The sequence below is a fragment of the Marinobacter sp. UBA2498 genome, from assembly GCF_002341575.1.
GTDB lineage: Bacteria > Pseudomonadota > Gammaproteobacteria > Pseudomonadales > Oleiphilaceae > Marinobacter > Marinobacter manganoxydans.
In genome coordinates, this window is record NZ_DDOI01000095.1 from 4,940 (window position 1) to 16,880 (window position 11,941).

The following is an 11,941-nucleotide window of genomic DNA, read 5'->3' on the forward strand; positions in this document are numbered from 1 at the left end:
CGAGGTTTACCTGGTCCAGCATTTTCTGCTTGTCACGGCCCAGCGTGCCTTTCAGCACGAGGTAATTTGAAGCGTGATCACTGCGGAAGATGGTCTTATCCAGCTCAAGATGCTCCAGGAAGAGGCGTATCTCTTCAAAGAGCCCTTTTTGGGACAGCGGCACGAAATCGTCTCCGAAGCCCTCCCGGAAACGTTCTTCTCCCTGTGGGAAACTGACCACGAGGGTGGAAAGATAATCCGGCTGTGTCTCGTTGCAGAGCGTTGCGGTATTGATCGCGTGCTGGCGCGAAAGGTTTTCTCCGCCCAGCCCATTCAGCACCATGACAGAGCTCGTAAGACCCGCCTCACGGATTTTCAGCAGTGCCGAGCGGGTGGATTCCCAGGTTTCGCCCTTGTTGACCCGGCGCAGGATTTCATCATCGCCGGATTCCATACCGACATAGAGAATTTCAAGGCCTGCATCCTTCAGTTGAGCCAGTTCTTCTACGGTCTTTTTCGCGAGGTTGCGGGGCAGACAGTAGCTGGAAACCCGCTGAAGATCCGGAAAAGCCTCCCTGAGCTGACCCAGTATTTCCAACAGGCGACGGGTCGGCAATACCATGGCATCACCGTCTGCAAGAAAAACTCGGCGCACGCCACCCAGGCTGCGAGCCGCATTACGGATGTCCTGGAGCACATCTTCAGGCTTGCGGGCCCGGAATTTCTTTTGCGGCTGCGTATACATCTCGCAAAACGTGCACTTGTTCCAGGAGCAGCCGTTGGTGACCGGCAGGATCAGTGACTTGGCTTCACTGGGAGGCCGGAAGACCGGCTCCACGTAGTCGATTGGAAAGCTGTACATAGTCGGGCTCGGATTTGAGGATTCAGAAATTACTTACTGGCGATATCAGGGCAGAAACTGGGCTTTCAAGTCAGCGCAACCGGGACCGACTACTGGCATATCCAGCATGACGGCCTGGGAGGTCATGAACGGAATGCCCCGGCGGTGTGCGTCAACCAGAAGCGTGGCAAGCCCTCCCACCAGGGGCATGTGGGAAACGATCAACAGGGGTGATTCGTGATGCTCAATCAATGCATCAAGGCAGGCTGCCGGGTCGTCGTCCGGAGTGATAAACATCTTTTCTTCAACGGGACAATTGAGAATTTCGGAAACGATCGCCGCCGTTTGCCTGGCCCGCACATAGGGGCTGCTCCAGACCAGCTTCGGTCGCCAGGGCGACTCCGCGATGCGAGCGGCAACCTCAGCCACGCCAAGCCGGCCGGCCTCTGTCAGTTCACGTTCCTGATCCAGCGTATGCCAGCCAGCTTCCCCATGGCGCATGATGAGCAGTTGCAAGGGCTCTCTCCTTTCCGGCCTGGTCCCGGTTCAGCGGGCCTGTTACTGGCTGATGGTCCGCGGCAGTATAAATTCTACGTCGGAATTCTGGACCGACATCATGAGGCTATTGATGACCGCCTTGATTGAAGCGTTGTCATAGAGGATCTCGTAAAGCCCACGAACCAGTGGCATGTAGATCCCGATGGCCTCGGCTTTCTGCTTGACGAGCTTCAGGGTATAGATACCTTCGGCCACCTGCCCGAGCTCCGCCACGGCATCGTCCAGTTTCTGGCCCTGGCCAACGGCATAACCCACTCGAAAGTTCCGGCTCTTGGATGAGGTGCAGGTCACGATCAGATCACCGACACCCGCCAGCCCCATGAATGTCATTGGGTTGGCGCCGAGGCTGACGGCAAACCGGCTCATCTCTGCAAGACCGCGGGTAATCAGCATGGCCTTGGCGTTCTCACCCATTTCCAGGGCGGAGGCAAGACCCGCAACAATCGCATAGATGTTCTTCAGTGCCCCGGCGAGTTCCACGCCATACACATCCACGTTCGCGTAAACGCGAAAATACTCGCACCCAAGGAGGTCCTGAACCGAGCGGCGTACATCCGGATCCTTGGCGGCAATAACAGTGGCGGTCAGATCCCGGTTTACGATTTCACCAGCCAGGTTGGGGCCACTGAGCACGCCAGTACGACAACGAGGGATCTCTTCCTGCAGAATCTCGCTCATCAGTTTGAAGCCGTGCTCTTCAATCCCCTTGGTGAGGCTGATGACAATTTGCTCGTCGCGGAATTTGTCGCTGTTCTCGCGGATAACGGCCCGAAAGGCTTTGCTCGGAATGGCAACAAAGACGATCTCGGCCTTGCTGACAGCGTCCGCCAGGTCTGTGGTGGGCTGAATGTCACCGGTCAGCTCAATGCCTGGCATGTAGCGGCTATTGATTCGGGTGCTGCGGATCTCTTCGGCCTGGGCTTTGCCACGCATCCAGAAATGAACACGGTGACCGTTTTCACCCAGCACCTTGGCCATGGCAGTACCAAAACTGCCACCGCCCAGAACCGCCACATCATGTACTGGCGCGGCTGCCTCAGTGTTCCGGGGCGTCGATTGTTCAGACATAGTTCTTCCGTTCTGTCAGATCAGGTGTGATACCGGCAATTTCGCACCAGGGCGGCGCAGTTAACCGGGCTCTTCACATTCCAGAGCGCGCACCAGATTCTTGAATTCTTCCCTGTTTCGGCTGTTCAGGCCCATCAGCACTTTATGGGCATCAAGAACCTTGTCTCGAACCTGTTGTTCGCTGGCCCTGAGTACGGGAATCTCTTCAAGCTCTTCAATTCGGGACGCGGGTTCTCGCACAATAATAAAGATCTTGTCGAAACCCATGGAAGTGATAATGCGGGTAATATCGGGATTGGTCGAAATAAGTGTGGGCAGGAAGTTGCTCTGTTTCTGGGCCGCCATCGCGATCTTGGCAAGCAGTCCGAGTGTGGTGCTGTCGATAATCTCGGTCTCGGTCAGGTCGATCACCACGGTCTTGAACTCCGGGTCCTGGGTGATGGACTCAACCAGATTGTCCAGCGTCGAACACAGGTTCAGCCGGATTTCCCCAATAAACTTCAGGACATAGATGCCCTGTTTTTCAGCTTGCAGGATCTTGTAACCAGCCATGTTTCACACTGCCACTAATTCGACGGGGTGTTATCTGATCCGTTAATGGTATCAGTTACCGATACGATAGCGATATCGTCCGGCAGCTCTGTGATCTGTTCCAGATGCAGAGCCTCGTTCAGAGAGGCGATAGTGTGACGACCTCCCGATACGAGTTCAAGTAGTGTCCGCTCCTTTTCATCCAGTCCCTTTTCCCGGATAACTTCCAGAATTCCATCCGAAAACAGGGTCAGATGAAACGGTTTGTTCAGGGGAACCTCATACACTTCCCATTCCGGCGTCTCAAACAGCCCTACCGGAAGCCCGCTTCCCTCGAGAAACGCAGCCTCCCCACCCTCAAAGGACAGGATAGGCATCGGGAAATGGGCGCCGACTGCATAATTCAATTTACGTTCGCTCAGGGAAATAATGCCAACGAATACGGTTACGTGTTTACCGAGGCCGGTATCCAGCAACTCGGAATTGATGCGTTCCAGGAATCGGTCCGGGTACAGGATATCTTCACTGGAGCCCCGGCGAAGGTTTCGCTGCAAGCGGTTGGTCAGGTTCTTCAGCAATACGGTTACAAACGCGGAACTGGCGCCATGGCCGGAGACATCGGCGATGTACACCAGAACCTTGTCGTCGGAAATACGGAAGTAATCCAGAAAATCACCGCTCAGGTAGAGCGATGGCTTGATCATGTGGTCCACGTGCAGGCCACTCATCACCTGTTCGTGCTCCGGAAGCATCCGTAACTGGACCTTTCGGCCGGCACGCTGGTCTGCCCGCAGCTCGGCGATGCCGTCCCGCAGGTCACGATTTGCCTCTTCAAGCTCCTGCCGGTAAAGCTGATTCAGCCGGTTGACCCGGACCCGGTCGAACAATTTCCCGATAACGTCGTCCAGTGCGCCCTTGTCGTCGTTGCAGGGTTTGAGGACAAAATCCGCCGCCCCGGCCCTGAGGGCGCTGACCACATCGGCGCTGGACTCGCTGGACGAACAGGCGACGATCGGCGTGAATGTTTCGGCTTCTTCCAGGCGATTGGCGAGATCCCGGATGGACTCCGGAGGCAGGTCTGCAAAGATGACATCGGGAATGTTATCGTCAAAAAGCGCCTTGGCGCTGGCGAGATCCCGGTAGCCGGTCACGTAGAACCCCCTCGCTTCAAGGTAACGGGCGAGATCCGTACGGGCCTTTTCATCGGCGTCTATTATAAGTATGCGCTCGGTGCGCGAGGTCATGGCGACTGCCCTAAACTACCAGCGATAAACGATAAATTGGCTTGATTAAGCCTATTCTGGCACGCCCCTGTGATATAACAAGGCCAAGTTCATGAAATCGGAGGATTCCATCTGATGCGACGTGCCGTAAACGATCTACTCGGAGCCTATGACAAGCTGATCATGGATCCGGTTCACGGAGGCATTCCGCTTTACCGGCACGAGATCCAGGTGATTGATCACCCGCTGTTCCAGCGACTGCGAAACATCTGCCAGAACGACATCCTGAGCCTGGTCTTTCCCGGCGCAACCCATTCCCGCTTTCTGCACAGTATTGGTGTGATGCATGTGGGCACGCGCATGTTCCGCTCGATGATCGACGCCTACCTCAGGGAGCGCCAGCTCAGCGAACAAACCGACCTTAGCCTGAGCCAGCTCGACGCCATCGACTATCTGGCCAAAACCATCCGGTTGGGCTGTCTTCTGCATGACAGCGGGCATTCAAGTTTTTCCCATCAGTTCACCCAGGCCCGGCGCATCCGGGAACTGATGTCCCGTCCCGGCCGCTTCCGGGATCTGTGGCGCGGCGTGGATTATTCCGCCTACCACCCGGAAGAACCCGACGAGCTGGAACACGAGCATTATTCCGTGCGTGTCGCCCACGATGTGCTCATGGCGGTGGATCTCGAAGGTGCGGGGCTTTTCGCCCGGGACGTTATCGGCATTATGGAAACGACAGACGTGAAACCCAGTGAGACGTTCTGTCGTCATGCCCGCACATTCTGGGCCTTTATTGCGGGAGAGGATGCCGCGGCGGGATCACCGCTCAGCGAAAACATTCCCGGGCTGGTGATGGATCTGCTGTCATCGATTGTATCCGGCGAAATCGACGCTGACCGAGCCGATTACATGCTGCGGGACGGCTTCCACTCTTCGGTAACCATCGGCGGTTTCAATCTGGACCACCTTCTGAGCAACCTGCGTTTTGGATGGGATGTGTCCGAACCCTGGCTGGGGCTGGCCATAACCCAGAAAGGACTGGGGGCGCTCGAGGACTTTGTCTACAGTCGTCACCAGATGTACCGCAAGGTTTACGCCCACAAGACCGCGCTGGGCTTTGACTGGCTGCTTCGGGAAGCGATCAACGAAGTGCTCGATGACCCGGAGAACTTTGAATGGGTGGATACCTGCCTGAGCGACATGGCCTACTTTGCAGAACTGACCGACAACTTCTTCTGGGAGGCGTTTCGGAAAGTGGCCCGCAAGCACCCGAAGAGTTTCTCGTTCTGCATTGTAAACCGGGTGAAACTGAACCATCTGGATACCCGGGAAGACCTCTCAGCCAGGGGGATCGAACGTCATAGCGCATGGTTGGCCGAAGAGCTTTCTCTCAGCCCTGCCCAGGTAGTGACCTGTTCGATGCGGGCGCGCTTCTCGAACATTCAGGACAACTTCAACGGCATCAAGGTGCTCGTGCGCGAACCTATCCACCGCACCCGGTCGTTGAAGAAGATCACCGACGTCAGCGCCTTCTTCAGCAAGTTCAGTGACGGCACCATCACACATTTCTATACCCGGCCCGATGTGACCACCGGTAACCAGGAGTCTCTCACTGAGTAGTGGGAGGTGTCGTCAGTTCGGCAACCAGTCCGCAGGCACTGTCGAACGCGCCTTCTACCCGGCCGCCACTGAGCCAGTCGCCTGCGAGCCCGATCTTGTAATCCGGGAACCATAGATGGCCAGGATGTTCTCCGCCTTCAGAGCGCGCGTAGAGCCAGCGATGGGTAACCACGTCGTCCGGACCGGTATCGAAGCCGGTCGTTTCACGAAACGCAGCCAACAGTTTTTCGGCCACCTCCTCGGCTGGTGTGTCCACATGGTCTTCGGTCCAGGCCGGGCTGGCGTGCAAAACCCACCACTGGCCTTCGTCGTCTCGACCGGGCTTGCTGGAGTTGTTGGCCACCCAGAACAGCGCCGGGTGCTTGCAGCGCATGCCTTCGTGATGCGGCCAGGGCGATACCGGGAAGTGGGCGGCAACGGCCCAGCATGGCAGAACCCGGCTCACCGGATCGTCCAGGTGGGAGGCCAGAGCGTCGAGGCCGCTGTCCGCCAGCAAATCCCGAGCCTGTGCCGGAGGCGCGGTAACGATAACTGCATCAAAATCGCCGAGGTGCGAGCCGGCGGTGGAAAAGAGCGACCAGGACTGGTCGTTTCGGGCCAATCTGGCAACGCGTGTCTCGGTAACAACGTGAGCGTGTCCGGACAGGGCCCGGGTAATCGCTGTCATGCGGGGAATACCGACGTAACGGGTCTCCTGAGGGAAGGATTCCCATTTATCAGCATTCGTCTGGAAACCAAACCGTCCTTCCCACGGTCCGAAGCTTTCAGGGCCGGCAAATTTCTGGAGAAACGGCAGGAAATCCGGGTTCCGGGAGGTGAAGTATTGCGCGCCCATATCTGCTGATCCGCCGGTTACCCGCTTCGCAGCGAGCCTGCCACCCGGTCCCCGGCTTTTTTCGAAGACCGTAACGTCATGGCCGAGACCGCGCAGCTGGATAGCGGCGGTCAGCCCGGAGAGGCCTGAACCGACAATGGCGATACGGCGTATAAGTGACGAATCAAAGGTTTGATTAAACATGGTTTATCGTGCATCCAATTACAGTAGTGAGATCGTACTACTCTCCATGAAACACCAGCGGCATCAAGACTGAGTGTGCGATCAAGATTCCATTAAAGAGAAAGGGCAATCAGGGTATGACCCGAATGCAACATTGGCTTACAAACATTCTGAGGTGGTTCGATTCCGAAGCAGGTTCGGATCACATAGACACCACGTCCCGATCATTCAATTTTTTACGCGTTATTCCGTTCATTGCGCTCCATCTGGCCTGCCTTCTGGCGTTTTACACCGGCGTAAGCGCATTCGCCATCGGATTCGCGATTGCTTTCTTCCTCGTGCGGATGTTTGCGATTACCGGATTCTACCATCGTTATTTTGCCCACAAGACGTTCAAGACCAGCCGGCCTGCCCAGTTTGTATTCGCGGTGCTCGGCGCCAGTGCGGCCCAACGCGGCCCGCTCTGGTGGGCTGCCCACCACCGCCATCATCATCAGCACTCCGATGATGTTCAGGACCTGCACTCGCCCCATCAGGGCGGATTTTGGTGGTCCCACATGGGGTGGTTCACCTGTGACGCCGGCTTTGCGACCGACGAACGTCGGATTCGGGACTGGCTGAAATTCCCGGAACTCAGGCTGATTAACCGGTTTGACGCTCTGGTACCGGCTCTCGCCGCCGTTGGTATTTACGGGCTGGGCGAGGCGTTGGCCGGGTGGGCTCCGGGGTTGGGGACCAACGGTCTGCAGATGCTTGTCTGGGGATTCTTCATTTCGACCGTCGTGCTGTTTCACGCCACGGTATCCATCAACTCTTTGTCCCATGTGTGGGGCAAGCGCCGATTTGAAACGTCGGACGACAGCCGAAACAACTTCTGGCTCGCCCTACTTACCCTGGGCGAGGGATGGCACAACAATCACCACCGCTGGCCGCAATCTGTTCGTCAGGGGTTCCGGTGGTATGAAATTGACATCACCTGGTATGGGCTATGGCTGATGTCGAAGCTTGGCATCATCTGGGAGCTCAACCCGATACCCAAGCAAATTCAGGAAGAAACACGCGAACTGGATAAAATGAGGAGGAGCAGGCAATGACAACCGCCTCAAAGATCGAAGTAGGTACGCGTAATTCGGCGGTGCCGGCAACGCTCGATAATTTCAGAGCGCTGTTCAACGAACTCGACAAGGGTAATCTGAACAAGCTCTCCCGGGTCTACAGCGAGGATATCCGGTTCCAGGACCCACTGAGCACCGTATCGGGCCTGGATGAGCTGACCCACTATTTCGCCGGGGCTTATGCGAACGTCATCTCCTGTCGCTTTGAATTCGGTGAAGCCGTTGTTCACGGGGAGTTTGCCGCCTTGCCCTGGGTTATGCACCTTCGTCACAAGCGCCTTCGCAAGGGGCGTGAAGTCCAGGTGCAGGGCATCAGCCACCTCGAAATCCGGGACGGGATGGTGTGCTACCACCGTGATTACTTTGACGCCGGGGAAATGCTCTACGAAAACCTGCCGCTGATTGGCAGGGCCATTCGCTGGATCAAGGATCAGGCAGGATGAGTGATCGACTTCAGGAAACCTCGAATATCTGGATTACCGGCGCCAGTTCGGGCATTGGCGAATCCGTTACCCGTGCACTGGCACGCGGTGGTCACCGGCTTGTGATTACCGGCCGCCGACAGGGGGCTCTCGAAGAACTGGCTTCTGCAGCGCCAGACCGGATTATACCGGCGGCGGCAGACACCACCAGCAAAGAAGACCTCCAGGCCATCGCGGGCACACTGGAAAATCACGGCGACCTGAACATGGTGATACTGAACGCCGGCACCTGTGAATATCTGGAGATAGCGCACTACAACAGTGACGTTATCGAGAAGAACATTCACACCAATGTGATTGGCACGGCGCGATGTCTCGATATTGCTCTGCCTGCCCTCAGGCGCAGCCGGGCTAAAGGCCAGCCGGCGACTATCGTGATCGTCAGCTCTTCAGCCTGGTGGTTCCCTTTCGGCCGGGCTGAAGGCTACGGCGCTTCCAAGGCGGCGCTGACCTATTTTGCCCATGCACTCCGGGCAGACCTTGACGCCGAAGGGATCGACGTAGTGGTGGTTTCCCCCGGATTCGTCAAGACACCATTGACCGATCGGAACGATTTCCCAATGCCCTTCTTGGTTTCTGCAGAGGATGCGGCGGAACGTATTGTCAGTGGTCTCGCGCGTGGCAAGAACGAGATTGCATTCCCCAAGCGCTTCACCTGGATGTTGAAAGCGCTGGGCGCCCTTCCCCGGCCCTTGATTGACCGTATGTCGGCCTCTATGGCCCGTAAAAGCAACACCGAACAGGAAAATAATGGATGAGTAGTGAGCGTCAGCGGATTGCTGTCATTGGGGCCGGCGTTTCCGGCCTCACGGCTGCCTGGCTTTTGGCCGAGAAACACGAGGTTCAGGTTTTTGAGGCGGGCGATTATGCCGGCGGTCACACCAACACCGAGCAGGTTGAAGCCGGTGGCCGAACCTGGCCGGTTAACACGGGGTTTATCGTGTTCAATGACTGGACCTACCCGAATTTCATCAAACTGATGGAGCGTCTGGGAGTTCCGTCGGAAGTCAGCGACATGAGCTTCAGCGTGGACTGCAGCAGCACCGGCCTGCAGTACAACGGCACCAGCCTGAATACCCTGTTTGCCCAGCGAAAGAATCTGTTCAACCTGCCGTTCCTGAAGATGGTGAGGGAGATTCTGCGCTTTAACAAGGAAACCCGTGCAGACCTTGAAGCCGGCAATATCAACAATGAAGAAACACTGGGGGAATACCTGAACCGGAACGGGTACTCCCGCTATTTCAGGAACTACTACATTGTTCCGATGGGTGCGGCGATCTGGTCAGCACCGGAAATCGTGCTGGAACAGTTTCCAATCCGGTTCTTCCTGCAGTTTTTCAACAATCACGGCATGCTGTCTGTGGATGACCGCCCGACCTGGCGGGTGATTTCCGGTGGGTCTGCCCAGTACGTGAAGAAGATGATGGAACGGCTGGGTGATGGCATGCACCTGAACAGCCCTGTCGACAGGGTTGTCCGCCATGAGGACGGTGTAACCGTGACTGTCAGGGGCGAAGAACACCACTTTGACCAGGTGATTTTTGGCTGCCACAGCGACCAGGCCCTTGCCATGCTCGCTGACGCGACCGACAAGGAACGGGACATACTCGGAGCCATGGCCTATCAGAACAACGATGTCGTGCTCCATACAGACAGCAGCGTGTTGCCGGACAATCGCCGGGCATGGGCTGCCTGGAACTACTTTATTCCGACCCACAGTACTGAACCGGTTTCTGTCACCTACAACATGAACATACTACAGAACTTCCATGATGCCCCGGAAACCTTCTGTGTGACCCTCAATCGCAGCCGAGATATCGACCCCGAAAAGGTGATCAAGCGCTTCGAATACGCCCATCCGGTATTCACACTGGACGCGGTGGCAGCCCAGGAACGCTACGACGAAATCGGTAACCAAAATCGAACCCATTTCTGTGGTGCATACTGGTTCAACGGATTCCACGAAGATGGCGTTCGCAGCGCGTTGCGGGTCACCGAAGCGTTCGGGGTGGAGCTTTGACCGTGAACAGCCAATGGCTGGAGGGTACTGTCCGGCACAGGCGGAAGTACCCGGTGCAACACGAATTCAGCTACAGCACCGGCATGCTGGCCCTGGACACCGACGAGTGGAACCAGGTTTCCGATATCAGCCCGCTATTTTCCCTGGAACGTTTCAACTGGATGTCTCTGAAGCGCAGGGACTACTTCCGTCCGGAGACAGGCGACCTGTCCGGGGCTGTGCGTGACCACGTGGAACGGGCCACCGGCTGGCGTCCGGATGGAGAAGTCGAGCTGATTACTCATCCGCGCTACTTTGGTTACGTGTTCAATCCGGTCAGCTTCTATTTCTGCTACCGCGCCGGCGAGTGCCCGGCGGATGGCGTGGTTCCAAAGGTCATCGTTGCCCAGATTACCAACACCCCGTGGCATGACCGTCATGCCTATTGCCTGGAGACGACCGGCGCAGAGCCGAACCAGGCGGGCTGGCGCACCGAACAGTTTGGTTTTAGCAAACGCTTTCACGTGTCGCCGTTCAACGGCATGAACCAGCACTACGAGTGGACATTCAGTTTCCGGGGCCCTGATCTGAGAATTCACATGAATGTTCTGGAAGAGGGCCGCAAGCATTTTGATGCCACTCTGGTAGTCCAACGTACCCCTCTCACTCGTAAAGATGTGCACAGAAGTCTTCGAAAGTTTCCGCTCGAGGCATTCAAGGTTGTGGCAGGTATTTACTGGCACGCCCTGCGCCTCAAGCTCAAGGGGGCACCGTTCTACACCCACCCCGATAAGCTTTCCGAGGACGATACCGCCTACCGCCGTGGGCACGATGATTCCGGGCTGGATATCACCAGCTCTGAGACCAATGACAAGATTCGTGGAAGGGTAAGTTCATGGAGAACCTGAATACTTCGGTTGAAAACACCAAATCCGAATCGGGCAGCCTGCCGGCTATCAGCCGTTTCGCACGTACCCTGGTGATTCAACAGCTCCGTATGCTGGGCGAGGGCAAACTGACGGTTCGGGAATCCGGATTCGAGGATCTGGTATTCGGGGATGGCGACAGCCAATACCAGCCGGCAGAGCTGATTATCCACGATCACAGCACCTGGAGGGACCTTCTGACTGGCGGAAGCGTCGGCGCGGCGGAAGCGTATGTCGCTGGTGATTGGTCAACCCCCGATCTGGTTGCCCTGCTCCGGTTCTTTACCCGCAACGTCGACCGTATGAATGAGTTTGAAGACCGGTTCAGCTGGGTTACCAAACCTGCCCTGAAAGGCCTGCACTGGCTGAACCGTAATACGAAAGAAGGCTCCCGGAAAAACATCAGCGCCCATTACGATCTGGGTAACGACCTGTTCGAGACCTTCCTCGACCCAACCATGATGTACTCGTCGGCGATCTATCCCAGCGCCGAATCGAGCCTTGAAGAAGCGGCTGTGCACAAACTGGACACCATCTGCCGGAAGCTGGACCTCCAGCCCGGGGACAAGGTGATTGAAATCGGCACCGGCTGGGGCGGCTTT

Annotated in this window: 12 protein-coding genes and 1 pseudogene; 7 read left to right on the forward strand and 6 right to left on the reverse strand. The window is 56.8% G+C overall.

All coding sequences use genetic code 11. The annotated features are described in order from the left end of the window. The 5 genes and pseudogenes from B2W52_RS13335 to B2W52_RS13355 all read right to left on the reverse strand — a co-directional run. Window positions 1-841: pseudogene (locus B2W52_RS13335) on the reverse strand (radical SAM protein); the annotation flags it as partial. Window positions 842-886: 45 nt separating this feature from the next. After that, entirely contained in the window at window positions 887-1,336 is a 450-nt protein-coding gene (locus B2W52_RS13340; protein WP_053115346.1) for a SixA phosphatase family protein, read from the reverse strand. Window positions 1,337-1,378: 42 nt separating this feature from the next. Next, window positions 1,379-2,446, reverse strand: a complete 1,068-nt coding sequence (locus tag B2W52_RS13345; protein ID WP_008171642.1) for an NAD(P)H-dependent glycerol-3-phosphate dehydrogenase — start codon at window positions 2,444-2,446, stop codon at window positions 1,379-1,381. Window positions 2,447-2,506: 60 nt separating this feature from the next. After that, window positions 2,507-2,998 (reverse strand): STAS domain-containing protein, encoded by a 492-nt coding sequence (locus tag B2W52_RS13350; protein ID WP_008171643.1) that lies wholly within the window; start codon window positions 2,996-2,998, stop codon window positions 2,507-2,509. A 14-nt stretch (window positions 2,999-3,012) separates the two neighbouring features. Next, a complete protein-coding gene (locus tag B2W52_RS13355) occupies window positions 3,013-4,221 on the reverse strand; it encodes a PP2C family protein-serine/threonine phosphatase (protein WP_008171644.1) in 1,209 nt (402 codons plus the stop codon). Between the two features lie 114 nt (window positions 4,222-4,335). Between B2W52_RS13355 and B2W52_RS13360 the strand changes: the two genes are divergently transcribed. After that, window positions 4,336-5,820 (forward strand): HD domain-containing protein, encoded by a 1,485-nt coding sequence (locus tag B2W52_RS13360; protein ID WP_062784253.1) that lies wholly within the window; start codon window positions 4,336-4,338, stop codon window positions 5,818-5,820. On the opposite strand, the gene B2W52_RS13365 is transcribed toward B2W52_RS13360, so the two are convergent. After that, window positions 5,810-6,838 carry an NAD(P)/FAD-dependent oxidoreductase gene (locus B2W52_RS13365; RefSeq protein ID WP_286803515.1) on the reverse strand — a complete coding sequence of 343 codons (1,029 nt, stop codon included), beginning with the start codon at window positions 6,836-6,838 and terminating at the stop codon, window positions 5,810-5,812. The two genes, B2W52_RS13360 and B2W52_RS13365, sit on opposite strands and share 11 nt — an antisense overlap. 116 nt (window positions 6,839-6,954) lie before the next feature. Between B2W52_RS13365 and B2W52_RS13370 the strand changes: the two genes are divergently transcribed. From B2W52_RS13370 to B2W52_RS13395, 6 genes are all read left to right on the forward strand, one after another. After that, the gene (locus tag B2W52_RS13370; RefSeq protein WP_286803517.1) at window positions 6,955-7,911 is read left to right on the forward strand and encodes an acyl-CoA desaturase; all 957 of its coding nucleotides are present in this window, start codon (window positions 6,955-6,957) and stop codon (window positions 7,909-7,911) included. After that, entirely contained in the window at window positions 7,908-8,375 is a 468-nt protein-coding gene (locus B2W52_RS13375; RefSeq protein ID WP_053115352.1) for a nuclear transport factor 2 family protein, read from the forward strand. The genes B2W52_RS13370 and B2W52_RS13375 overlap by 4 nt, the downstream gene beginning before the upstream one ends. Continuing rightward, complete coding sequence (locus tag B2W52_RS13380) at window positions 8,372-9,172, forward strand: SDR family NAD(P)-dependent oxidoreductase (RefSeq protein WP_286803519.1); 801 nt, start codon at window positions 8,372-8,374, stop codon at window positions 9,170-9,172. The genes B2W52_RS13375 and B2W52_RS13380 overlap by 4 nt, the downstream gene beginning before the upstream one ends. Beyond that, the gene (locus tag B2W52_RS13385) at window positions 9,169-10,434 is read left to right on the forward strand and encodes an NAD(P)/FAD-dependent oxidoreductase (protein WP_286803521.1); all 1,266 of its coding nucleotides are present in this window, start codon (window positions 9,169-9,171) and stop codon (window positions 10,432-10,434) included. The genes B2W52_RS13380 and B2W52_RS13385 overlap by 4 nt, the downstream gene beginning before the upstream one ends. Before the next feature lie 2 nt (window positions 10,435-10,436). Then, complete coding sequence (locus tag B2W52_RS13390; protein ID WP_062784245.1) at window positions 10,437-11,321, forward strand: DUF1365 domain-containing protein; 885 nt, start codon at window positions 10,437-10,439, stop codon at window positions 11,319-11,321. Next, window positions 11,309-11,941 (forward strand): class I SAM-dependent methyltransferase (locus B2W52_RS13395; protein ID WP_286803524.1); only part of this gene is annotated, 633 nt, incomplete at its 3' end. The genes B2W52_RS13390 and B2W52_RS13395, both read left to right, overlap by 13 nt.